Source organism: Massilia sp. TSP1-1-2 (genome assembly GCF_049896185.1).
GTDB lineage: Bacteria > Pseudomonadota > Gammaproteobacteria > Burkholderiales > Burkholderiaceae_D > Telluria_A.
The window spans coordinates 24,243-48,895 of the sequence record NZ_JAFCTU010000030.1; the positions used below are offsets into that span (position 1 = coordinate 24,243).

Below are 24,653 nucleotides of genomic sequence, written 5' to 3' on the forward strand. Positions count from 1 at the left end.
AAACTCCCATTTACGTCAAAAACGATGTTGCCAAAACGCTCGAAATCGAGCATTCTTGCAACCCAGTTTGCGCCCCTGAAATCGGTGGTCAAAGTGGCGCCATTACGCCGGAAATGGGTGGCGCCTTAATGCCGGAAATTGACACCAACCATGTACATGTCGTATCCGGCGACTGGGCTGTTGTTCTGCAGCAGCTTAGCGCCCGCTTCGAGCATTTTAGTTTTCGGCGTTTTTTCGGCACCGGGCGGAACGCTAGGTGGCGCCACTGCTCAGGTAGCGGAAACTTCTCTGATGAACGCGGCAAAATTGTCAGAGTCTTCCAGATTGAACCCAACACTGCGCGCCTCATCGAACGTTCGCTCGGCTGTCCATTTCTTTTGCCTTGCATGGCTCAGCATGAGCAGCAACGCGGCCCGTGCTCCGGTAGCGCAGTGCAGCAGATGAGGCCCAGGGGTGCGCGCCATCGCACGTTCTAATTCATCGATTTGACGAGCTGCTAATGCGGCTTTGTTGACTGGAATGTTGACGTAACCAAGGCCGTTGGAACTCGTCGTCTCCTCATTCGACGTGTTGCTTTCTCCTGGCATGCGCAGGTCGATTACAGTCTTAATACCCAACTGCTTTGCCTCATGAAAATCCTGCGCAGCTGGCTGAGAGCCAATATAAATACCATCTTCAACTTGTTTAAAGTTCGCCATGTTCTTCCCCTTTTTAGTCAGTTAGCCTTGTGGGCTTTCGGTCATTTGCTTGCAATATTTGGCCAAGTCTTCTGGAATATGCGAGGGGCATACACCGCATTGGCGGTTACCTGGGACCGCGTAATCGATGAATTTTGGATACGGTAAATTCAAATCACGCATGATGTCCTCGAATTCCGCGAGAGTCTTTCCTTCACCCAGACGTGGGTTCCGGCGCTTTTCCTGGGCGATTGATGAGACAAACCGCTCTTTGTAGTCGTGCGCCGGATACACCAACGTCTCATCGGGCAACGTGAACAGCTTGTCGTTCACACTTCTGTAAAGCGCATCTGCATCACCATTTTGAAAATCTGTCCGGCCGCAGCCTTCAATAAGGAGGGCGTCGCCAGTGAAAACGCGGTCATTGAACAGGTAGGCAAAGTGGCCGTCGGTATGCCCTGGCGTATGCAAGGGATGCAGGACGACGCTACCGATACGTAACGGAATGCCTTCTTCGATACCGACATCAGCGCAGGGGAGCTGGTCAAAGGCCGGGGCAGCAATCTTGCTACCGACGGACCGCTTCATTTCAAGTGCGGCGGTGATATGGTCGGCATGGATATGCGTGTCAACCGTGTATGCCAACTTGAGGCCTAGCCGATGCACTTCCGCCAAGTCACGATCCATCGCTGCGATAACAGGATCGATCAGTATTGCCAACCCCGAGTCTTGATCCCCAAGTAGATATGTGTAGGTGCTCGACAACGGTTCATACAATTGCTTAAAAATCATGATCTCTCCATCTCCAAGTAGCTGACGTTTCTGATACAGTCATCATATACCAATTTATATTTCATTGTATGATATAGTGTGCGCATGACGTTACTGGAACCAGATTGATGCTCACGCCAAAGCAACCTGCACTACTTCAACTTGAAGCTGCCGCCGGGCAAGCAAGCAAGCTTCTTAAAGCTCTGTCTAATCCTGATCGCCTGCTGTTGCTATGCCAAATGACCCAAGGTGAGTTTTCGGTGCGCGAGCTTGAGCTTTTGACCGGAATAGCACAGCCAACGTTGTCGCAACAACTTACAGTGCTCCGAGATGAGCATTTGGTGACTACGCGGCGCGATGGCAAACAAATTTTCTACACTATTGTCAGCAAAGAAGCGTTAGCTGTGCTGCAGGTGCTGTATCAACTGTACTGCCCACAAGACTAGGATCCATCCATGACAATTGACTGGAATAACTTCACGCCTTGGGCGTCACTTGCAGGTGGTGTGATGATCGGGCTGGCCTCAGCGCTCTTTTTACTTTTCAACGGCAAAATTGCCGGGATCAGCGGAATCGTCGGCGGTTTGCTTCAATCGAAACGAGGTGATGTTTTTTTGCGCATCGCGTTTGTGATGGGGATTGTGATCGCGCCGCTGGCGTTTAGTGTGGTGCGCCCCTTACCTGACGTCGACATCGAGGCTGGCTACCCTCTGCTCGTGATCGCTGGACTGTTAGTCGGCTTAGGCACCCGTTATGGCTCAGGCTGTACGAGCGGCCATGGTGTATGCGGGCTGTCCAGGCGCTCACCCCGGTCCATCGTTGCTACTGTTGCGTTCATGTTTGCCGGGTTTGCGACAGTCTTTATTGCACGCCACGTGCTCGGTTAAAGGGAGTATTTATGACGATCGTTTCAGCTCTGTTGTCTGGCTTGTCGTTCGGAATTGGCCTCATCGTTTCCGGTATGACTGATCCATCCAAGGTAACTGGGTTTCTGGACCTGGCAGGAAAATGGGATCCGTCACTTGCATTCGTGATGGGCGGAGCGATCATTATTGGTTCGCTGTTGTTCCCATTTGCAACCAAACGAGAAAGGTCAGTGTTGGGAAGCCCCATGCAGCTGCCGACCGCTACAACGATCGACCGTCGCCTGGTCTTGGGCGGATTGACATTTGGCGTCGGTTGGGGACTAGCCGGCTATTGCCCGGGACCCGCACTGGCATCGCTTACGCACAGCGGTGCAAAGCCCTGGGTATTTGTTTTCGCGATGCTAGCGGGCATGGCGTTGTTTGAGCTGACCGAAAGGTTAAACAATAAGGCTAAATCGAAGGCCGCGTAGCGAACAGGGGAAGCAAATGGTGCTTAGTCTTGCTTTAGGCGTCGTGGTGGGCGTCATCATGGGATTGACTGGAGCCGGAGGCGGCATTCTGGCCGTTCCGCTGCTTGTCTTTGGCGTCCAATTGTCGGTCGCCCAAGCCGGGCCTATTGGTCTTCTCGCAGTCGGAATTTCGGCTACGCTTGGCGCCCTGATTGGCTTAAAGAACGGCATTGTTCGTTATCGCGCGGCCATGCTCATCGCCGGAACTGGAATTTTGTTAGCTCCGCTAGGGGTGTGGCTGGCCCAACGACTCGATACAAGCGTACTGGGTGTTCTCTTTGCCGCTGTACTGGCATGGGTGGCATACAAGACATTGAAAGAAGCGAGGGCCCTTGGCGCAGGTGGTGAGCAAATTCATCTAGCGCCACATTGCCTGCGGGACACGCAGAACGGCAGATTCGTTTGGACATCCAAATGCGCCCAAGTGCTGACGTTCTCAGGTGCGATTGCAGGCTTTCTCTCTGGGCTGTTAGGCGTTGGCGGCGGTTTCGTAATGGTGCCTGCCCTGCAACGGTACACCGATCTGACGACACGATCCGTAGTCGCCACTTCTTTGGCCGTTATCGCCCTTGTCTCGCTCGCTGGAGTAGGCAGCAGCATCGCAACAGGGCTGCTAGACCTCGCAGTGGCACTGCCATTCGCTGCGGGGGCGGCGGTGGGAATGGGCGCAGGGACAGTGCTGTCTACAAGGCTGTCGCAAAAAAGCTTGAAACTTTCATTCGCAATTATTTGCGCTGTGGTCTCTGTAGGCATGGTTGTAAAGTCAGTTGCCGCCATGACTGGGTAAACAACTGGTGCGCGGGGCAGCTAGGCATTTCCATAATTGCTCACTTATATCCATACTAAGCGCTCGTAGTTGATTTTTGGAGTAATTTTTTGGATGCAATTCAGTTAGGGCCGCTTGTCGTGCCCATGCAGGTAGCCTTACTGGTCGTGAGTGTATTGCTCGCAAATGCAGTTGCCTGGTTTCATCGGTCCCGCGGTCATGATACTGGCACCATTCTGTGGAAGATGACGTTGATTGGTTTTGCCGTGGCGAGGCTTATCTTCGTGTTCCGCCATAACGATATTTATTTCAAAGATTTCATGTCGATTATCGATTTCCGCGACGGGGATTTGATAGCTTAGCCGGTTTTTCCGCTGCAATCATTGTCGGGGTCGAGTTGACCAGGCGCAGCCCGATACTGCGTACGCCACTGACAATTGCAGCATTATTTGGGTCCGTGGCCTTCTACGGAGGCGCGTTGATTAATCAAGCACTCTGGCCTCCAGAGGCACCTATTCCGGCGGTAGAAGTCCGTCGGCTTGACGGATCGACACTGTTACTTAGCAGTTTCGTCGGTCGTCCAATAGTCGTCAATATGTGGGCTACCTGGTGCCCGTCATGCCGCAGGGAGATGCCCGTTTTGAAGTCTGCGCAGCAGGCACATCCGGAAATCGAATTTGTGTTTGTAAATCAAGGTGAGTCAGCGGAGACCGTGGAATGCTACCTTGCAACTCAGGGATTACAAATGCGAAACGTAGTTATCGATCCCGCCAAGCAGCTCAGTGCTCGAACGGGGTCTTCCGGTTACCCGACTACCCTTTTTTATGATGCAAAAGGTCGGGGGTAAGGCATCAAGACCGTCAATCAAGTGACCAATACTTTTTTGGTAGGCAGAGTCGGCGTTCTCTGCCATATGGATCGGCATGAATGGCACAGCATTCGACCTCGCGCTGAGCCTTTCCTTGAATTCACCTCCGCTTGAAACTCGGTGCTTGCTGGCCATGTGTTATGCGCGGCCACTCGTCTATTCTTGTAATTCATTCCTGTCCTTTCCTTATTGTAAATGCTCGGCTCATTTAATGAACTTCTCAGGCTCTTTCGCGGTTGGCCGCGCTATCGCAGCCGACTAATTCGGTCGCCGGCTTCCTTCGGGCGCCACGCGCAGTTTCGAGACAATCGCGCTCAAATGCGTGCGCGAACGGCCCGTCACCGAAAAATTGTCGAACAACTGGCTCACCATGTTGCGCACATGGCCTTCGCCAATGCCAAGCTCGGCCGCAATATACTTGTTGGGGCGGCCGTCGACCACGAGGTCGAGCACTTGCTGCTGGCGTTGCGTGAGCCAGTTGAAACTATTGCGGCCCACTACAGTGTCGGGTGAGGGTGAGGGTGCGGGTTCGCGCTCGGCCTGCATGATCGGAAAGAACTGGCCGCCAAGCAAGACAATCTTGACCGCGGTAACGATATCGTCGATCTTCGAATTTTTTTGCAAATAGCCCGAGGCGCCGTAGCGCTGGCACTCACGGCAGCGCTGGTAATCGAACTGGTCGGCCATGACGATGGCCGGCAAACTGTAGGCCACCTGCAATTGCCTGATCGTCTCCAGCGCGCTCTCGCCAGCCAGGTTCAGATCGATGATCGCCAACGCGTACGTCTTGTTCTGCGGATCCTGCTCCAGGCAGCGCCGCATGGCGGCAAAGGAGACGGCCTCCACCACGGCGTAGCCAGGGAAGGAATTCTCCAGGATCACCTGCAAGGCTTTGATCACCAACGGGTGATCGTCAACAATGATAATTTTTTTCATATTTTTTTTCGATAGCTCAATGCGCATTCTTTGGCGCGGGAACACGGTTCAGGCGGCGGCGTCCCAATCGATTTCGCGGATGAGCGCGGTGACCAGTTCGGGCGTCTCCAGCGCCGACATATGGCCGGAGGCGGGCGCTTCCACGAAACGCGCGCCGGGAATCAGGGCCGCAGCCCGTTTTAGGTCGGCAATACTGAGGCTGACATCGTCGCTGCCGCCAACAACGGTGGTGGGCACGGCGATCTGATGCAACCACGGTAATGCATTGTGCCGGTCCCAAATGACGGTGCGGGCGGCGCTTGCCATATCCTTGGCCGTGGTTGTTGCAAGGTTGGCCTTGAATTCGGCAATGCTTTGTGCATAACGACGGTGGGAGGGCGGCGCAAAAAACGACTTGGCCACGCCGCTGGCGAAAAACCGGGTGCTGCCGAACAGGCGCGCCGCGATGACGATCATGCGCTCGGCCATCCCCGGTCCGCCCGGCCGCGTTTCGTACGGCGTGTTCAGGGCGATCAGCGCCACCAGACGCTGCGGATGCAGGCGCGCCAGCTGGCTGCCGATCAGGCCACCCCACGATGTGCCCACAAAACCGGCGCGCGCAATGTTCAACTGGTCGAGCACCTCGAGCAGGGCCTCGGCGTGGGTCTCGATGGTGGCGCCGCTCGCCTGCGGACCGCTTGCACCGTGGCCGAAGCCGTCGATGAAGACCATGCGACATTCATGGCTCAGTGCGATCGCCTGGCGCCGATACAAGCTGTGGTCGGTAAATAGCGAGGGCCAAAACACTAGCGTGCGCGCGCCGGTGCCGATCTGGTAGACGGCAAGCCGGCCAACGGCGGTGTCGACCATGGCGGGGCTGCCAAAGTCTTCATCGGGCGCGCCGGCAGCGTGGTCGCGCGCGTCGGCAGGGCGGGGCGGGGCCAGCGGCGCGGCAAGGTTGGCGGGACGGTCCAGGATACTTGGTTGACGCATGGTAGTGTTTTCTCGGTCGGTATGTGCAGTACATACACTATCATTGGCGCTGGCTCTCAACAAGTAGCCAGTGTGATACATTGTGTATCTTTTTAGAATACAAACCACGCCATGGATAGTCCGAACGATGCATTTCGCTACCTGTCGACGCTTGCGGCCATCGTCGAGGCGGGCAACTTTTCGCGCGCTGCCGACGACCTCGGCGTCAATCGCGCGGCCATTAGCAAGCGCGTTTTGCAGATCGAGGCGGCGCTGGGCACGCCGGTGTTTTCGCGCAGCACCCGCAAGATGGAACTCACGCCGGCCGGCCGGGTGCTGCTCGACTGTTACCGGCGCGCCAGCGAAGCGCTTGACACCGGTATCGAGGAAGCGCGCGGCACCATGACCATTGTGGCCGGCAAGGTGAGCGTGAGTTGCGCGCCGTCGCTTGCCACCCACGTGGTGGGCCCGTCGCTGCACGCGTTCGCCACGCAGTTTCCCAAGATCCGGATCTACCTGCAGTCGCTGGCCGACGAGATCGAACGCGACGACGCCGACATCCAGCTGCGTATCACCCATCGCCCGCCGCCCGACAGCGCGGTGCGCAAGCTGGCGCGCGTGAACTGGACTTTGTGCGCCAGCGAAGAGTACCTGCACCGCTTTGGCGTGCCCGAGCACCCGGACGATTTACGCCAGCACAAGTTCATCATGCCGCAAAGTTACCAGCGCCTGAGCACCTTCGAGCATCGCGACAGTGGCGCGCTCGAGTCGCTCGCGCCGCAGGTGAGCTTGACGTCGAACATCCAGGAAACCATTTTCGGCCTGGTGCAGCGCGGCGCCGGCATCGGCCTGCTGCCCAGCTATCTGCTTGCCTTCCAGTCCAGCCACCGCCCGCTCAGGAGCTTGCTGCCCGCCTGGCAGTTGCTGGGGCGCCCGCCCGAAACCCTGTACGCGATCCATGCGCCGGCCAAACTGCTGCGCGCCAGCACCCGCGCCGTGCTCGACCATTTAACGGCGCTGGCGGCCAACCTGGGCGGGCAAGCGTCTTTCAAGGACCAAGCTTGACGCCCGAATCTACCCCGTACTTGCGCGGGTTGCACGCTTTCCAGCACACGTTTTCGCGCCGCTAAACCAGCTCGAACGTCTCCACCTGCAGCACCTGGCGCCGCACGGCCAGCGCGCCTTCAATGCCCAGCTTGCGCAGCGCGTCAATCGGCCGGATGGTCCATTCGGCGGTGGCGCGCGCGTCGGCGCTGTCGCCAAGCAGCAGGGGCTGGGCGTCGCCCCCCAAAGAGACTTCGTAACTGCCCAGCGGACGCGCCAGGCCTTGTTGCAAGGCCTTGCTGTAGGCTTCCTTGCGGCACCAGCCGCGCACGAACGCGGCGCGCCGCTCGCCCGTGACATGGCTGATCAGGGCGTGGTATTCGCGCGCCGAAAAGCCGCGCCGGGCAATGGCCAGAAAATTCACGTCGCTGGCGATATGCTCGATGTCGACGCCGTTTTCATGTTCGCAGCCGACGGCCACTGCCATGTGGGCGCCGCTGTGGCTAAGGTTAAAGCGGATCGCGCGTGCATTGGCCGCTGCGGCAACGAACGGCTTGCCGTGCGGCCCCTGTTGCAGGGGCACATCGCCGGGGGGCATGTCCAGGTAGCCGCCCAGAATGCGGCGCAAGGCGGCCCGGGCGGCCACGTAGCGCGTGCGGTGCAGCGGAAAATACAAGCCGGCCGCGTGATGCAGTTCTTGCGCCGACAGGGCCTTGGCGCAGGCCGCGCCATCCTCCGTCCGGCCCAGCCACAGGTGCACGCTCTCGCTTGACAGCAAGGGGTAGGGGGCCGCCATCAGGACGGCAGTTCGGCCAGCACCGCCGCCTCGATGAGCCGGTTGATCAGCGCCACCAGCGCAGCGCCGTGCTCGTTGAGATAAAAGTGGCCGCCGTCAAAAATGTGCAGCTCGCCCGCGCCGGCAAAGACGCGGCGCCAGGCCAGCATGTCGTCATGCTCGAGCGCGTCATCATGGCTGCCGCCGCACAGCGTGAGCGTGGTGGGAAGTACGGTACCGGCGTGGCCCACGTAATTGGCCAGCAGTTTGAAGTCCGCGCGCATGGCCGGCATCAAGAGCGCCATCAGTTCGCGGCTCTGCAAGATCCGTTGCGGGGTGCCGTTCAGGCTTGCCAGGCGCGCGATGAACTGGACGTCCGGCAATGCATGGATCGGCGCTTCGGCCCGGGGCAAAAACGGCGCCGGGCTGGCCGAGGCGATGAAATGCAGCGGCAACGGCAAGCCATCCCGGTGCAGCCTGCTGGCCAGCTCAAAGGCCACCTTGCTGCCCATGCTGTGGCCAAAAAACACGTATGGCTTGTCCAGCAGCGGCGCAATATGCGCGAACAGGGAATCGACCAGCTCGGCCATATTGTCGCAGGGCGCATCAGCCAGGCGGGTTCCGCGCGCCGGCATCTGCACCGTGACCAGCTCGGCCTGCGGGTGCAACTGGTCGAGCCAGCCATGGTAAGTCGCCGAACCGCCGCCGGCAAAGGGAAAACAAAATACCCGCATCGCCGCGCCGGGATCCGGGCGGGGTACGTCAAACACCATCTCGCTGCTTGCCATGGGCATCCTCAAAACGAACTTTTCAGCTTGACCGTCAGGTAGCTGTCGTCGCGGTAGCTGTAAAACAGGTCGCGCTTGGTTTCTTTGGAAAATGCCTGGCCTTCGAGCGACAGCGTCACGCCATCGCGCAGGCGGGTGGCCATCTCGAAGCGGTACGACTTGGCGCCCGTGCCATGGTGCGCATACGTGCCCAGCAAGTAGGTGGTTTGCGCCACGTTGTTGGCCACGTAGCGCACCGCCAGGAACAAGTCTTTTGAAAACGGCATGGTGGCGCGGTCGCCCCGGTCGTCATACAGGTATTCGGCCAGCAAGCCCACGTCGGCTGGGGCGCCAAAGGCACCCACGTAGGTGTATTCGACGCCGGCAACGGCCGAGCGGTAATTGGGCTGCGCCCGGCTGACATGGTTGATGGCTTCAAACTTGACCAGCAAGCTGTCAGTCGTCATTTGGGCGTCGATGCCGGTTTGTTTGATCTGCTCGTAATAGGGCGCCAGCACCAGCGGGCGGCCCGCCGCAAACACGGGCAGCAGCAGCGGTTCGCGCCCGGTGCCGACAAAGTGTGACAGGCCAAGGTCCCACTTGCCGATGGTTTTGGCGTAGCGCGCAGCCAGGTCCACATGGTGCTTCTCGTGCGTCGATTCATACGTGGCCAGGCTGGCGTCGATGTTGTAAGCCGGTTTCAGGCGTCCGCGCTCGCCCACGAACACGCGCTCGCGGAACATCGGCAGCACGTACAGGCTGAAGTTGCCCAGCTCGCTGTGGTACGACGCCTTGAGCGTCATTTGCCCCAGCTTGACGTGCTGGTCGATGTTGGGCGTCAGGTCGGTCTGGTTGAGCACGTCGACCAGGTGCCAGGATTCGGTCACGCCCCAAAATTCGGTGTGCATGCCGGCCAGCAAGCTAAAATTGCCGGCGCTGCGGCGCCACGACAGTTCGTTGAAGTCGATCCGGTTGCGGTGATTGTCGCGCTGGTCGGCGGTGGCGCGCGCGTCCACCAGGTAACTGCCGGCGCCGCCGGGCAAGTCATCGCCGTATTTGAGGTGCAGCTCCGCCGTGGCGCCGCCGCGGTAATTGGTCGCGCTCGGATTAGCCGAGTCGCCCTTGAAAAAGGTGCGGTATTCGCCGCTAATGTCGCCTTGCAAGGTTTGCGCCGCCGCGCCGCGCGGCATCTGCGCGGTCAGCGCGACCGTGCCAAGGATGCAAAATTTTACTATGCCGTTCATACTCATGGACGTTTATCTATTCTTGTAGAAAATTTAGGTGCAGCACGGCCGCCAATGGGGCGTGCTGGCGACTGCCGTGTTATTCCATCAGCTTCGATTCGGCCAGGTCGGCCTTGGTTAGTCCCGTGCCGAACTTGTAGTCTTTCCACAGCAGCACGGTGCTGCGACCGGTCTGGTGATTGACCATCGTCATCTTGCCTGCGCGCCAGAAGCGCTCGTTGTACAGCTTGTAGTCGTCAAAGCTGAGCGTTTTGAGCAGCGCGCCCTTGCGGTCGAAATAATCGATCTTGCGTGGACGGAAAATTTTCTTGTCGACCCACTCGTGCAGCAGGCTATAGCCGGAATCGGAATAGGCCGGCGTATTGGCCACCTTGAAGCATTCGACGCCGTTCAGCGGTTCGGTGCCGAGGTAGCGGTAGGTGTACTTTTCCGGCACCCAGGTCGAAATATCCTCGTAGGCAAATTCGCTGCCCACGAACGGGCCCGACTTGCTGCGCGTGGAAATGCGCTTGACGCGCTTGATCGCAGGCATGTACAGCCACTGGTCGTCCGGCGTCAAGCCATGCGAATGGATCAAAATGGCGGTGCCGGCCACGTCGCCGGGCGTGTCGAAGACATTGATCGAATGGTCGCCGTCGTCAGGGATTTCAAGCGCCTTGGTGTGGAACTTGCGCGTGGACGATTGAGCATCGGCCGATTTCAGGATCATCTCGGCGCTGGCGACGAAATCGCGGTAGCCGCTGTCGAGGCGCTTGGTCTCGATGGCGATCGCGTGGCCCTTCTTGACCGGGTCGGCAATGGCGTCGATCTCGGCGACCGACGCATACGCGTGTCCAATGCTCAAACTGAGCAGCAGCGCGGAAAACAAACTCTTTTTTTGCATATTGTGCCTCTTTGGTAAGGTAAATGGGGTGGTTCAGCCTGGGACAGCGTCGGCAAAGGCGACGCCTGCGCGCGCCTTTTTGGCAGCGGCGCGCTTGAGCATGGCGTTGTCGATAATCAGCAGCAGGGCAGGCGTGAGCAAAATATCGTGGATCAGCGAGCAACCGATCACCAGCGCGGTCAGGATGCCCATGCCGGCGTTGATCTGGAAGCTCGAAAAGCCCAGCACGCCAAAACCGGCCGCCAGCACTGCCAGCGACACCACGATCGGCACGCCCACGTTGGTAAAGGCAAAGCGCACTGCCTCGTCCGGGTTCAAACCCATCTCCTTGCGCGCCTGCAGGTAGCGCAGCACAAAGTGGATGGTGTCGTCGACGATCATGCCGAACGTCATGGCCGTCATCACCGACAGCGCCAGGCCGATCTGGCCCACCAGGTAGCCCCACAGCCCGAACGCCATGACAGCCGGCAGCAAATTGGGTAGCAGGCTGATGATGCCGTACTTCACCGAGCGAAACACCACCATCAGCACCGCGCCGATCAGCACAAAGGCGAGCAGGGTGCCGCTGACCATGCTTTCGGTATTGCGCATGCCGATATTGGCGAACATGGTCGTCAAGCCGGTGCCGTCGGCGGTCTTCATGCCGCCGCCGTTGGCGTGCAGCCACGCTTGCGCCCGGTTCTCGAAAGCGATCACTTCATTGCTCGACAGGTTCTTCAAGGTCGCCGTGACGCGGGTGGCGGTCTTGTCGAGGTTGATGCGGTCGCGCAAGTCCAGACCGTACGGCAGCGACATTTCATACAGCAACAAGTATTGCGCGGCCAGGTCGGCGCTTTGCGGCAGCGTGAACGCGGCTGGATCGTCGCCGTGCATATTCATGTTCAAGCGCTTGTAGATGTCGGTGATGGTATTGACATGCAGCACTTCCGGTTGTTGGCGCAGCCAGATCGTGAACTTGTCCAGGCTTGCCAGGTAAGCCGGGTCGCTGATACCGGCGTCAGTCTTGGCGCCCAGCGAATAGTCGATGTAGTAGATGCCCGTCAGGTGGCTGGCGGTGAAATCGGTATCGGTGCGGAACTGCACGCTTTTGTCGAAGTACTTCACGAATTCATCGTTGAAGACATTCTTGAATACGCCTGCCGAGGCGATCACGGTCAGCACCAGCACGTACGCCACCACCACTTTCGGCTTGGCGATGATGAATTCGGCAACGCGGTCCACGATCTTTTGCATAACGCCCTTGTTATCCTTGCCTTCCTTGACAGCGTAGGCTTTCGGCACCGGGAACAGCATCATGAAAGCGGGCAGGAACGTCACCGAAAAGACAAACGCGCCGATCACGCCCAGGCTGGTCATATTGCCCAGGTCGCGGAATGGTGGCGCTTCGCTGAAGTTCATCGACAGGAAACCGACCACCGTCGTCAGGCTGGTCAAAAACAGCGCGTAAAAAATCATGCTCATGCCGGCGACCATGGCTTCTTGCTTGCCCAAGCCTTTTTTCAGGAAGCGGCCGTAAGCCAGCAGCAAATGCAGGCAGTTGCAGATCGAAATGGCCAGGATGATGTTCGGTGCGTTGATGCTCACGGGATTGAGCAGCACGCCCATCCAGCCCGACATGCCCATGCTGACCAAAATCGAAAACGTCAGTACCAGGAAGGCGGCCAGGCTGGCCACGTAGGAGCGCAGCATCAGCGCCATCAGCACCAGGCACAGCACCAGCATGGCCGGCACCAGGGTCGACAAATCCTTTTGCGACGATTCGCCGAAGGCATTGTCCATCATCACCACGCCGGTCAGGTAGACGTCGACATCGGGATGCTCGCGCGTGATGGTGGCGGCCAGTTCGCGCACCTTGGCGACGATTTTCGGCACGCTCGACAACTCCTCACCCTTGGGAATGTTGAAGGTGACGTTCACCCCGGTGACCTTGCCGTCCGGCGAAATAGCGCGGTTGACCAGCAACGGCTCGTTGGTGGCGATATGGCGGATGTAGTCGATCTTCTTGGCATCGAGCTGTTTGACGTCGAGCACCAGGTCGTCGACCATGACGTCGTCGCCATCGGCGTGGCTGTGCTTGAAGTTGGTGATCGAATCGACGCGGCGCGAATACGGCAGCTTCCACGACTGTTCGGTGAGATTCGACACGATGGTCAAAAATTCCTTGTTGAACACGCCGTTCTTCGGGGCCAGCACGAACAGCACATTGTCCGACTTGGTATAGGTCTTTTCAATGTTGTCCAGTGACGTTACCTGGGGATTTTCTTTGCTGAAATAGATCCGCAAGTCCGTCTTGAATGACAGTTTGGTGATGCCAAACGAAATGACGGCCAGCGCCAACAGTGAAAGGAAGATCACCAGGAAACGGTTCCTGGTGATCCATTCGATATACGCTCTGATTAACATAGTGATTTTCCAGTTAAAACTTCAATAAATGCGTTTTGCTTGCGATGGCGTCACAGTGCTGCCAGCGCCGTTTGTACAAAGCCCGACAGCGACATTGCGTGTTCGTTCGACAGCATGGTGATGTGGTCGCCCTCGACCACGCTGACCGCCACCGGCCCGAGCGCATAGCGCTGCCAGCCGAGCGACGAGCTGGCCAGGTCGGCGCCCGCATCGTCAAAGGCGCTGTAGTCGTAATGGGGATTCGGCGCGCGCGCGCGCAGCAGCGCAACCCGCACCGGCAGCGGCGTGCCGCTGGCCCGATAGCGGATCTTGGCGTTGATCTTGAACACTTCCAGCAAGCCGCGAATCTGGCCGACGGGCGCCTCGGGCGGCACCATCTCCACCTGTTCCAGCGCCGCCTTGAGCAGCAGCAGCTGGCCCTCGTTGTCGGCCTGCGCCAGCGCCGCCTCGTCAATGGCGATGGCTTTGCCCGTCATGTGGGCGATGGTGCCCACCAGCACGCCAATCCATCCCGCGTCGGACAGGGCAATTTCCTGCTCCTTGGCAAAGTAATCCGGCGCCGGCGCATCGAGCACCAGCAAGATGTCCACCGCGTCGCCCTGGGCCAGCAGTTTTTGCACGATGACGTAAGCGATCATGCTGCCCACGCAATGCCCGCCGATCCGGTACGGGCCTTCCGGCCGGACCGATTTGATGGCCGCGATGGCCGCTTCCGCCATCGCTTCGACCGAGTCGAGCGGCGCGCTCACGCCGTCCAGGCCCTTCGCCTCGATCGCATAAAACGGTTGCTGCTCGCCGAGTGCTTGCGCCAGCGGGTAGTAATACAGCACGTTGCCCCCGCCCCCAGGGATGCAAAACAGCGGCGCCAGTGCGCCTTTTTCCTGGATTGCGACCAGCGAACTCCAGCTGGCCGCATTGTCGTGGGCGTCGATCGCTTGCGCGAGCTGGGCAATGGTGGGGCCTTTGATCAGGCTCGACAGCGGCATTTTCTGCCCCATCGTGATCTCGATCGCGGCCATCAGGCGCACCGCCATCAGCGAGTGGCCGCCCAGTTCAAAGAAATTATCCTTGACCGAAATGGTGTCCAGCAGCATCAGCTCGCGCCACAGCACCAGCAGCTTGCGTTCGGTGTCGTTGCGCGGCGGGATGATCTCGGCGTGCGACTGGCGCCGCGCCGCGTGCTGCGGCAGCGCCTTGCTGTCGACCTTGCCGTTCGGGCTGAGCGGAATTTCGTCCAGGAACATCACGGCGGCAGGCACGCAGTACTCCGGCATTTTGGTGCGCGCCGCGTCCAGGATCGCTTTTTCCTGCTGCACGCCGGCCTGGCTAATGTCTTCCAGGCGCACGTAGGCCACCAGGTAAGCATCGCCCGCATTGTCCTTGCGCATCATGACCACGGCCTCGCGCACCGCCGGGTGGCTGCACAACACCGCTTCCACTTCGCCCAGTTCAATCCGAAAGCCGCGCAGCTTGACCTGGTGGTCGATGCGTTGCAGGTAGTCGATATTGCCGTCGGGCAGGTAGCGCACCAGGTCGCCCGACTTGTACAGGCGCGTGCCAGACTCCGTTGAAAACGGGTCCGGCACGAATTTTTCGCGCGTCAGCTCGTCGCGCTTGTGGTAACCACGCGCCAGGCCCACGCCGCCGATATGCAGTTCGCCCGGCACGCCTTGCGGCACCGGCTGCATGTAATGGTCCAGCACATGGATGCGCATATTGGCGATCGGTTTGCCGATCGGCACCACGTTGACCTGGTAATCGGCGCGGCACTGCCAGTAGGTGACGTCGATCGCCGCCTCGGTCGGACCGTACAGATTGTGCAGCTGCGCATCGAGTTTCTTGAAAAAGCGCGACTGCAATTCAAAGCTGAGCGCTTCGCCGCTGCAGATCACGCGTTTGACGCCCGTGCACAAGTGCGCTTCCTGGTCGGCGACAAACATGCTGAGCATGGACGGCACGAAGTGCAAGGTCGTGATGGCGGCGCTGCGGATGATGTCGACCAGGTACTTGCTGTCCTTGTGGCCGTCGGGCCGGGCCACGACCAGGCGCGCGCCGCACAGCAGCGGCCAGAAAAATTCCCAGACCGATACGTCAAAGCTGAACGGCGTCTTTTGCAGCACGGCGTCGCTCTCGTCGAGCGCATAGTGCTGCTGCATCCACAGCAGGCGGTTGCAAATGCCCGCGTGGGTATTGACGACGCCTTTCGGGTTGCCGGTCGAGCCGGACGTATAGATCATGTAGGCGGCGTCTTGCGCCGTCACGGCGGCCTGCGGATTGGTGCTGGCGAACTGGTCCAGGTCGAGCGTTTCAACAATAATGTTGTCGGTGCGCGCAGGGGGAATCAGGTGCGCCACGTCGGCAGCGGTGAGCAGCAGGCCGGCGTCGATATCGCCCAGCATGAAGGCCAGGCGCGCGACGGGGTAGGCCGGGTCCAGCGGCACGTAGGCGCCGCCTGCCTTGATGATGGCCAGCAGCGACACCACCATGTCGACCGAGCGGTTCATGCACACGCCAACGATGCTGTTGGCCTTGACGCCGCGCCCGATCAGGTAATGCGCAAGCCGGTTGGCGCGCTCGTTCAAGGCGTGATAGCTGAGCGTTTCCTGCTCGAACACCAGCGCGTAGCGTTCCGGGCTGAGCAATACCTGCTGCTCGATGAGCTGGTGCAGCGTGCTGTGGGCCGGGTAATGCACCTCGGTTGCGTTGAGCGCATACAGCTGGCGGTGGCGTTCCTCGACCGGCAAGATCGGCAGCAGCTGCACCGGGCAGTCGACCGACTCGACCAGGGCAGCGAGCATGACGCGCAAGCTGCTCTCGAGCTGGACCATGTCGGCCTCGCCAAACAGGTCGGTGTTGTACTTGAAAATGCCGTAAAAGCTGCCGTGGGTGTCGACAATTTCCAGCTCGAGCTCGAATTGGCCTTCCTGCTGGTTGACCGGATACTGCGACACGTCCAGGCCCGCCCAGCGGATGGTCGGCCCGGCCTGGCCCGGCACCCAGGCCGCGTTCAAGCCCTGGTCTTGCTGCGGCTTTTGAAACACGAACGACACCTGCGCCAGCGGCGCGTAGCTCGGGTCGCGCTTGGGCTTGAGCTTTTCGATCAGGCACGAAAATGGATAGTCCTGGTGTTCGAGCGCGTCGAGCACCGTGTTGTTGACCTGCTCGAGCAGCGTAGCAAAGCTCGGGTTGCCGGCCAGGTCGGCGCGCAGCACGACCGGATTGACAAAGTAGCCGATCGTGCGCGCAAAGTCGGCCTGGCTGCGCCCGGACGTGGGCGAGACGACGACAATGTCATCCTTGCCCGAATAGCGGTTCAGCAGCACGTAATAGGCGCTGAGCAGCAAGGTGTTGGGCGTCACGCCGCGCGTTCTGGCCAGCGCGTTCAGCTGGGCCGACAGCTCGGCCGGCAGCTGGAAATAGTGACTGGCGCCGTTGAAGCTCTGGACTGCCGGGCGTGCCTTGCTGGTGTGCAGGTTGATCGGGTGGATCTCGCCCTTGAGCTTGTCGGTCCAGTAGTGTTCCAGCGCCCGGCCCTGTGCGCTGTCGAGCAACTGTTCCTGGCGCGCGCTGAAGTCCTGGTAGCGCGCGCTGGGGATGGTGGCGGGGATCGGCTGGCCGGCCACGATGGCCTGGTAGATGTCACTCAGTTCTTCCATCAGGATCCACAGCGACCAGGCGTCAAAGGCAATATGGTGGACGGTAAACAAAAACACGCATGCGCGCGGCGCCACCTGGTACAGGCTGGCGCGCAGCACCGGCAGCTGGTCGAGCTGGAAGGGGCGCTGGTAGTCGCGCGCCATGGCCGCGGCCAGTTCGGCTTCGGACCAGGCGCTGGCATCGATGTGCTCGATGGCGACCTGGCCCATGGCGTGCACTATCTGCACCGGAACGCCGTCCTCGATGCCATAGGTGGTGCGCAAACTGGCGTGGCGCGTGATGCAGGCGTTCAGCGCGCGGTTGAACGCCACGCTGTCGAAGTCGCTGTGAATGGCGCTGTGAATCCGGACCGCGCTGGCGATGTTGTAGGCCGCCGACTGCGGTTCCTTCTGGTACAAAAACCACAGCGACTCCTGGCCCTTGGACATGGGGGCGCTTTTCTTCAGGCCGTTCAACTTGCGCTGCAATAACTCCGCCAGCAGCTTTTTTTTGTTTTCCTTCGCAACTTCCGAAGTGATCTCGCTTAAGTGTTCCACGTATTTTCCTCAGACTTCCATTTTTTTCGGTCGGTGTGACGGTCTTATTCGCTCACGGCCAGTGCACTGTTAAGCAGCTTGTCGAGCTCTTCTTCCGAGAGCGTGTCCAGGTTGTTGAGCTGGTCGATCAGCGCGCTCGCCTCTAACATTCCCACGTCGGAGGTTTCCACTGCCACCGGCGCCAGCGCTTCTTGCTGCGGCTGCAGGGTGGCCAGCTTGTGCGTGATGCTGGCGGCGATCTTGTCGATGCTGTTGCCCTTCATCAGCTCCAGGATCGAAATTTCGACCTTGAATTCGCCGCGCACCTTCATCTGCAAGTCCATTGCCATCAGGGAATCGAGGCCGAACTTGCTGATCGGGGTGCTCTGGTCAATCATTTCCAGCGGCAGCTTGAGCGTGGCGGCAATCTGCAGCTTGAACTGGGCGGCCACCGCTTCGCAGGTGCCCTGTTCGCCCAGTTTTTGCAGCAGTTCAGGCCAGCTGGCTTGTTCGCCATCGCCCTCGGTGCCGTCGCCGGCCAGCAATTCGGCATACCGCGCCGCGCTACTTGCCGGCTCGTACTGGCGCCACAGCTGCCAGTCGACATCGAACACACCGACCTGCGCCACGGGCGAGCGCAGCACCGCCGACAGCGCTTCGAGCGCTTGCTCCGGTGTAAAGGAATGAATGCCCATGTGCGCCAAATGCTGCAGCACGCTGGTATTGCTGGCAGCCATGCCCACTTCGGCCAGCGCACCCCAGTTGACTGACGTTGCCGCCATGCCCAGCGCGTGACGATGGTGCGCCAGCGCATCGAGGAAGGTATTGGCGGCCACGTAATTGCCCTGGTTGCGGTTGCCGATCAGCGAAGAAATCGACGAATACAGCACGAAGCAATCGAGCGCCAGCGGCAGCGACAATTGGTGCAGGTGCCAGGCGCCCAGCGCCTTGGGCCGCATGACCTTGTCCAGGCTGGCGTTGTCGATATCGAGCAGGTTTTGATCGTCGAGCACGCCTGCGGCATGGAAAATGCCCTTGAGCGGCGGCATCGTGGCGGCGATGTCGGCAAACATGCCGGCCAGCTGGGCGGCGTCGCCAACATCGGCGGCGACCGATTTCACGTGCACGCCAAGCACGGCCAGTTCGGTCAGCGCTTGCTTGGCCTGCGCGCTAGCCGCACCACTGCGTCCCACCAGCACCAGGTTTTCGGCCCCTTGCGAAGCGAGCCACACGGCCATGCTCAAGCCAAAGCCGCCAAAGCCGCCCGTAATGAGGTAGCTGGCGTCAGGCTTGATGCGCACGCTGGCACTTTCCTTGTTGACCAGAGGCAGGGCGCCGGCGGCGTGGAACGACAACATCAGCGGGCGCGCGCTGCGCTCGAACTGACGGGCCGGGAAGGCGGCCAGCGGCACCGGTTTGCCATCGATGGCGCGCAAACCGGGATCGGCCAGCAGCAGGGCCACTTTTGCCAGCAGGGCACGGGCGCGCGCCAGGTCGCCGTCGAGCAGCGTGTCGCCCAGAATCGACATGGCCATCTTGTTCGGCCCCACCGGCGCGGCAACGCTGGCGGCGTCCGTGCACAGGTGGACATACTTGCCGCCGGCGGCCAGCAGCTGGTCGATGACCAGGCAGTCGACCTTGCCGGCGGCATTGAAGACGACGTCGAAGCCGGCGCCCATGCACACTGCCTTGAGCTGTACTGACAAAGCGGGCGAATCGAGGTTGAATACCGGCCCGGCTGGCGCCAGCAGGCTGTCTTCGCTGTGTCCCTTGGCACACACCAGGGTCAGCGCGCAGCCGCGCTGGCGGGCCAGGCGATGCGCCGCTTGTCCGGGAGCCGTGTCGGCGCCCAGGATCAGCACGCGCTGTTGCACCTGGATATTGGCGAATTCGATCAATGCGCTGTAGGCGGCGGCAAATGCGGTTATGGCTGGCGCGGCCGTGCGCGCATCCCACTGCTGGGGCAGACGCAGCGCCAGGAACTGGTCGGTATCGAGGCACACAAAGCGCGCCAGGCGGCCGTGGTATTTCAGCATCAGCGAGTCGCCCACCTGGTAGCGGGTGACCTCTTTGCCGATGGCGGTGACGCGGGCGCACACTTCGCGCTGGCCGAGCAGCGGCAACGTGTCGCCGTCCAGCAGGCAACTGTCGATCTCGCATTCAATCTCGTTCGCTTCCGGCGCGCTGCGCTCGGTTGCCTGGAACTGGCAAGGGCGCTCGGCGGCCTCGCCTTGCTGGGCCAGCTCGAAAGCGCTCGCCGCTTCGGCCTGAATGTGCGTCTGCGGCTGATAGGTCTCGGCCAGTGACTGATTCACCAGCCGCTGCACGTAGCGCAGTTCGCCGCGCAAGGCCAGTTCCTGTTCCGTGCCCTCCTGGCGGCATTCGCGCACCACGGCGTCGGCTTGCTGGCACGAGATGGCATCGAGGTCGATCAAGGTGCAGGCCAGCGCCGGCAATTCAACGGCGGCAACCCGGCCCAGGCCCGTCAGCGAACTTTGCTGGACGCCATCGACCTTGTCGGCGGCGAGCACTTTGGCCGCTTGCCGGGTCAGTACGAACAGGCGGGTGGCGCGCTTGGCGCTGAGCGCGTCGGCGTGCTTGACGAGCGTGAGCAGCGCCTTGGTGGCGCCCAGGCCGGCCAGATCAACGCTGGCTTGCTGCATGCCCCAGCCAAAGACCAGTTGCATGTTTTCACGGGCTGGCTCGGCCGCCAGTTCGGCGAACAGGCGTTCGACATGCTGCGGCTGGTCCGGGTTGATGCCAATGGCGTTGTCGCCGTATTCCTGGTAACTGTCGTTCTGGTACACCGTACTGACCAGGTCGCCATGTTGTTCGACGAACGCTGCCAGCAGGCAGTCGCTTTCCTGGTCCGAGTTCAAAAACAGCACGGTGCGCGTTGGCGTGGCTGCGGCTGGCGTGTCGCCCAATGGCGCCTCGCGCCAGACGCTCTGGTAGGTCCAATGGTCCAGGTTGGCGATCTTGTTCTTGCCTTCAGCGCGCAGCGACTGGCAGCGCAAATTCTTAATTTCCACCATCACGTTGCCGTCATCGTCCATCAAGGTCAGGTCGCCCAGGATTTCCTTGTCGCCGATGGCGTGCAGCACGCCGTGGCAATGGAAGCTGCTGCCGAGGCGCCCGTACTGGCGCAATTGCTCGATTTCAACTGGCACATACACTTGTTTGACATGCGCGCCGGCGGCCGGCAGGGCCGAAATGAGCGCCTGGAAACAGGCGTCGAGCAAGGTCGGGTGCAGCTGGAACTGGTCCACCTGCGCGGCCAAGCCCGCGTGCCCCACGATGCGGGCCAGCACTTCCCCGTCCTGGCGCCACAGTTGTTCAATGCCCTGGAAGTAGGGGCCGTACTGCAGGCCGCGCGCGGTCAGTTCGGCATACACTTCAGCGGCCGGCAGCAACCGGTGGCAACGCTGCTTGATCGGGCTCAGGTCAACCGTATCCTGGTGGCGCAGCGTCAGCGGGGCGATGCTGCCGCTGGCGTGCAGCACGCTTTGCTTGCGGTCGTGGGCCGGGAAACTGTGAATGGCAAAGCGGCCGTTTTCGCCGCAGGCGGTCTGCAGTTCGGTTTCAAAGTCAGCGTCGAGCACCAGGGCGCTGTGCAGCGTCAGGCCACTGATCAGGCAAGCGTCGGAACCGGTGAGGGTTTTGCTGGCGGCCAGCGCCGCTTCCACGTAGGAAGCGCCGGCCAGCACGACCAGGCCTTCCACGCGGTGGTCCGGCAGGTAGTCGAAATAATTGCGGTTGAGCTGGCTGATCCAGGCCGGCGCCGGGCCATCCTGGCGCGCGCCCAGCATGGCCAGCGCGATCGGCTGGCCGACGCGGTCGGCAGCAGCCAGTTCGGAATCGTTCCAATAGCGTTCACGCTGCCACGGATAGTTGGGCAGGCGCACAAATTGCGGCGCCTGGCGCACGAAATCCCCGGCGTCCACAGGCGCTTGTGCGCCCGGAACAAAGTGCTCGGCCGCCACGGCGGTCCAGTCGAGCGCATAGCCGCGTGCATACAATTGTGCCAGGCAATGCTTGATGGCGTCCTGTTCGGCCACCTTGCGGTTGAGCGACGCTGCCGTGAAGCCGTCGACCTTTTTCTTGTCGAAGCATTCCTTGATCGAGGCCGACAGCACCGGGTGGGGGCCGATTTCCAGGAAATCGGTAAAGCCGGCATCGATCATGTTTTCCAGCGCGCGGTAAAAGTACACCGGATCGCGCACGTTCTTGCACCAGTATTCGGCGTCGAAGGCAACGCCGGTCACTTGCTTGCCGGTAGCGGTGGAGTAAGTCGTCATGGCCGGTAGGAATGGCGTGAGCGGCGCCAGGCTGCTGCGAATTTCGTCCAGCAGCGGATCCATGGTCGGGCTGTGATACGCCACTTCGACTTGCAGCAGGCGGTTAAACACGCCGCGCTCGGTCAGGTCGGCCGCGATGCTGGCCAGCGCCGTCTCGTCGCCGGCCAGCGTGATCGAGGTCGGCGCGTTGATCGCCGCAATCGACACCTTGCCGTCGTGACGGGCGACAACGGCGACGGCATCCGCTTCGGTCAGGCTGACCGCCAGCATGGCGCCCTGGTGCGCCGCCTTTTTCTGGATCCGGCTGCGGTGATAGCTGACCAGCAGTGCCTGTTCGAGCGGCAAAATGCCTGCCACGTAAGAGGTGGTCACTTCGCCCACGCTGTGACCGATTACGGCGGCCGGGGTGACCCCCCACGACTTCCACAGTTCCACCAGCGCCACCTGCAAGACAAAGTTGGCCGGCTGCGCGACCTGGGTTTCGCCGATGATCGAGGTCGCTTCAGGTTTGCGCAGTTCGTCGATGATGGACCAGCCCGCGATGGTCTGGAACAGCGCGTCGCAACGCTCGACCATCGCCAGGAACACCGGCTCGGTCTGCATCAATTCGCGGCCCATGCCCCACCATTGCGGACCCATACCGGTAAAGACAAACGCGAGCTTGTTGCGCGGATCGTTCACTTGCGAGGACAGCACGCCGCTGCCTTCCTGCTGTTGCTCGACAAAATGGGCCAGCCGGGTGCGCACTTGCGCCAGGTCGGCGCCATTGATGACCAGGCGGTGCGTCAGGTGGGCGCGCCGGGCGCCGCACGAGTAGCTCAGGTCGGCCAGCGACAGGGATGGATTTGCTGTGACCGGCAGATAGCTGGCGGCCAGCGCCTGCAGGGCCGGGCGGCTTTTGGCGGACAGGGCCACCACATGCTGTTTGGCGGCCCTGACCAGCTCTTTGTCTTCGCCCGGCAGAACGCGCGGGGCGGCGCCGCCATGGCTTTCCAGGATCGCGCAGGCATTGGTGCCGCCGTAACCGAAGGAATTGATGCCCGAATAAATGGGCTGGGAACCGGGGGCGAGCGGCTCGACCTGGCGCGGAATATGGATGTTGAGCGCCTCGAACGGGATTTTCGGGTTCAGGTTGACCAGGTTGGCCTGGGGCGGCACTTGCCGGTATTTGAGGCACAGCGCGCTCTTGATGACGGCGGCGATACCGGAAGCGGCTTCCAGGTGGCCGATATTGCCCTTGACCGAACCGACGATGCATTTGTCGTCGGGCCGGCGTTGCTGGCCGATGGTGCCGCCGATGGCGCTCATTTCGATCGGGTCGCCAATCGAGGTGCCGGTGCCGTGCGCCTCAAAATAGGCAATCTCGTGCAGCGCCACGTTCGCTTGCGCGGCGACCTTGCGGATCAGCGCTTGCTGGGAGTCCGGATTGGGCACGGTGATGCCGTCGGTGCGGCCATCCTGGTTGCAGCCGGTGGCGCGCACCACGGCGTAGATCTGGTCGTTGTCGCGCTCGGCAGCCGAGAGCGGCTTGAGCACCACGATGCCGGCGCCTTCGCCGCGGCCGTAGCCGTCGGCGCGCTCGTCGAAGGCTTTCGAGCGCCCGTCCGGCGAGAGGAAGCCACCCTTGCACATGGCGATGAAAATTTCCGGACGGTGCATGATATTCACGCCGCCGACCAGGGCCAGCGCGCTGTCGCCGCTCCAGATGGCGCGGCAGGCCTGGTCCAGGGCCACCATCGACGACGAGCAGGCCGTGTCGATGCTCATGCTCGGGCCTTTCATGTCGTAGACATAGGACAGGCGGTTGGCCAGCAGCGTGAGCGTCATGCCCACCGCCGTGTTGCTGGCGATCGAATGGCGGTTGAGCGGGCTCAGTTGGGTCAGTTTGTTGTCGAGCATGAAGCCGCCGACGTAGACGCCGGTGTCGCTGCCGGCCAGGGAATCGGGATCGATGCCGGCGTCTTCCAGCGCTTCCCAGCTCACTTCGAGCAGCATCCTTTGCTGCGGGTCGAGCGAGGCCGCTTCGCGCGGGGAAATGCCGAAAAACAGGGCGTCGAATTCATCGATGCGTTCCTGCAGGAAGCCGCCCGACTTGACATACACCTTGCCCGGCATGTCGCGGTTGGTGTCGTAGAAGCGCTTGCTGTCCCAGCGCTCGGCCGGCACATCGACGATGCAATCTTTTCCTTCGAGAAGATTGTTCCAGAATTTTTCCGGGTCGGAAGATCCACCCGGGAAACGGCAGCCCATGCCAACGATGGCGATGGGTTCATTGTTGGCTAGCGCTACTTTGCTTGACGTGACATTCATTTTTTAGCTCGCTTCGAGAATTTTTTTGCCTGACAGCCGGAACAACCGGCCGGCCAATGCATCGCATGGGGGATCAAAAACAACGCGCGGCACCCCGGAAGCGAGATGACGCCAATTTAAATATCTGTAACTGCGCATCAGCAGGACCAGCGTCCGCCCCCACCCGTACGTCGCGTGCGCGACATTGCGGGACGACGTGCTAATCTGAAGCGGGCTGCGCTGTACGTGACCTTTCCAGCGACATTGCTGGCCACGCTGCACACCGCCAAGGCGCGCGGCCACGAGGCATCCGGTTTCTTGGCGTCCCGCTCCATTGCGGGGTATCCAGCCGCGCGTGCGATCAGCCGGCACTGATGCGGCCAGGCGCGCGAGCATTGTTCGCGGCATGGTCTTGCTGCGGCCCGAATCTGTTG

At 61.0% G+C, this 24,653-nt stretch carries 18 protein-coding genes; 7 read left to right on the forward strand and 11 right to left on the reverse strand.

The window, feature by feature from the left end; genetic code table 11:
• Positions 1 to 269 precede the first annotated feature (269 nt).
• Together ACP7BV_RS21260 and ACP7BV_RS21265 are read right to left on the reverse strand one after the other, a co-directional pair.
• Positions 270 to 698 (reverse strand): beta-lactamase hydrolase domain-containing protein, encoded by a 429-nt coding sequence (locus ACP7BV_RS21260; protein WP_426106626.1) that lies wholly within the window; start codon positions 696 to 698, stop codon positions 270 to 272.
• Between the two features lie 21 nt (positions 699 to 719).
• Positions 720 to 1,469: an MBL fold metallo-hydrolase gene (locus ACP7BV_RS21265; protein WP_426106627.1), complete on the reverse strand. Its 750-nt coding sequence runs from the start codon at positions 1,467 to 1,469 to the stop codon at positions 720 to 722.
• A gap of 107 nt (positions 1,470 to 1,576) precedes the next feature.
• On the opposite strand from ACP7BV_RS21265, the gene ACP7BV_RS21270 reads away from it, so the two are divergent.
• From ACP7BV_RS21270 to ACP7BV_RS21295, 6 genes are all read left to right on the forward strand, one after another.
• On the forward strand, positions 1,577 to 1,894 hold the full coding sequence (locus ACP7BV_RS21270; RefSeq protein WP_426106628.1) for a metalloregulator ArsR/SmtB family transcription factor: 318 nt from the start codon (positions 1,577 to 1,579) through the stop codon (positions 1,892 to 1,894).
• A 9-nt stretch (positions 1,895 to 1,903) separates the two neighbouring features.
• Positions 1,904 to 2,335, forward strand: a complete 432-nt coding sequence (locus ACP7BV_RS21275; protein WP_426106630.1) for a YeeE/YedE family protein — start codon at positions 1,904 to 1,906, stop codon at positions 2,333 to 2,335.
• An 11-nt stretch (positions 2,336 to 2,346) separates the two neighbouring features.
• On the forward strand, positions 2,347 to 2,784 hold the full coding sequence (locus ACP7BV_RS21280; protein WP_426106631.1) for a YeeE/YedE family protein: 438 nt from the start codon (positions 2,347 to 2,349) through the stop codon (positions 2,782 to 2,784).
• Between the two features lie 16 nt (positions 2,785 to 2,800).
• Positions 2,801 to 3,610 (forward strand): sulfite exporter TauE/SafE family protein, encoded by an 810-nt coding sequence (locus ACP7BV_RS21285; protein WP_426106632.1) that lies wholly within the window; start codon positions 2,801 to 2,803, stop codon positions 3,608 to 3,610.
• A gap of 89 nt (positions 3,611 to 3,699) precedes the next feature.
• Entirely contained in the window at positions 3,700 to 3,951 is a 252-nt protein-coding gene (locus ACP7BV_RS21290) for a hypothetical protein (RefSeq protein ID WP_426106634.1), read from the forward strand.
• 95 nt (positions 3,952 to 4,046) lie between these two features.
• A complete protein-coding gene (locus tag ACP7BV_RS21295) occupies positions 4,047 to 4,436 on the forward strand; it encodes a TlpA family protein disulfide reductase (RefSeq protein WP_426106635.1) in 390 nt (129 codons plus the stop codon).
• A gap of 279 nt (positions 4,437 to 4,715) precedes the next feature.
• Here ACP7BV_RS21295 and ACP7BV_RS21300 read toward each other — a convergent pair whose 3' ends face one another.
• Both ACP7BV_RS21300 and ACP7BV_RS21305 read right to left on the reverse strand, forming a co-directional pair.
• Entirely contained in the window at positions 4,716 to 5,393 is a 678-nt protein-coding gene (locus ACP7BV_RS21300) for a response regulator (RefSeq protein WP_426106637.1), read from the reverse strand.
• 48 nt (positions 5,394 to 5,441) lie between these two features.
• Positions 5,442 to 6,365, reverse strand: a complete 924-nt coding sequence (locus ACP7BV_RS21305) for an alpha/beta fold hydrolase (RefSeq protein WP_426106640.1) — start codon at positions 6,363 to 6,365, stop codon at positions 5,442 to 5,444.
• 111 nt (positions 6,366 to 6,476) lie between these two features.
• On the opposite strand from ACP7BV_RS21305, the gene ACP7BV_RS21310 reads away from it, so the two are divergent.
• On the forward strand, positions 6,477 to 7,409 hold the full coding sequence (locus ACP7BV_RS21310; RefSeq protein ID WP_426106641.1) for a LysR family transcriptional regulator: 933 nt from the start codon (positions 6,477 to 6,479) through the stop codon (positions 7,407 to 7,409).
• 61 nt (positions 7,410 to 7,470) lie between these two features.
• Here the strand turns inward: ACP7BV_RS21310 and ACP7BV_RS21315 are convergent, their stop codons facing one another.
• The 7 genes from ACP7BV_RS21315 to ACP7BV_RS21345 form a co-directional block, all read right to left on the reverse strand.
• Positions 7,471 to 8,184 carry a 4'-phosphopantetheinyl transferase family protein gene (locus ACP7BV_RS21315; protein ID WP_426106643.1) on the reverse strand — a complete coding sequence of 238 codons (714 nt, stop codon included), beginning with the start codon at positions 8,182 to 8,184 and terminating at the stop codon, positions 7,471 to 7,473.
• Positions 8,184 to 8,951, reverse strand: a complete 768-nt coding sequence (locus ACP7BV_RS21320) for a thioesterase II family protein (protein ID WP_426106644.1) — start codon at positions 8,949 to 8,951, stop codon at positions 8,184 to 8,186. The genes ACP7BV_RS21315 and ACP7BV_RS21320 overlap by 1 nt, the downstream gene beginning before the upstream one ends.
• An 8-nt stretch (positions 8,952 to 8,959) precedes the next feature.
• Complete coding sequence (locus ACP7BV_RS21325; protein WP_426106645.1) at positions 8,960 to 10,174, reverse strand: hypothetical protein; 1,215 nt, start codon at positions 10,172 to 10,174, stop codon at positions 8,960 to 8,962.
• A gap of 79 nt (positions 10,175 to 10,253) precedes the next feature.
• Positions 10,254 to 11,057, reverse strand: a complete 804-nt coding sequence (locus tag ACP7BV_RS21330; RefSeq protein WP_426106647.1) for an outer membrane lipoprotein-sorting protein — start codon at positions 11,055 to 11,057, stop codon at positions 10,254 to 10,256.
• Between the two features lie 33 nt (positions 11,058 to 11,090).
• Complete coding sequence (locus ACP7BV_RS21335) at positions 11,091 to 13,460, reverse strand: efflux RND transporter permease subunit (RefSeq protein ID WP_426106648.1); 2,370 nt, start codon at positions 13,458 to 13,460, stop codon at positions 11,091 to 11,093.
• Between the two features lie 50 nt (positions 13,461 to 13,510).
• Positions 13,511 to 17,653, reverse strand: coding sequence for a non-ribosomal peptide synthetase (locus tag ACP7BV_RS21340; protein ID WP_426106649.1), 4,143 nt, complete (start codon positions 17,651 to 17,653; stop codon positions 13,511 to 13,513).
• 44 nt (positions 17,654 to 17,697) lie between these two features.
• Positions 17,698 to 24,240, reverse strand: coding sequence for an SDR family NAD(P)-dependent oxidoreductase (locus tag ACP7BV_RS21345; RefSeq protein ID WP_426106650.1), 6,543 nt, complete (start codon positions 24,238 to 24,240; stop codon positions 17,698 to 17,700).
• Positions 24,241 to 24,653 lie beyond the last annotated feature (413 nt).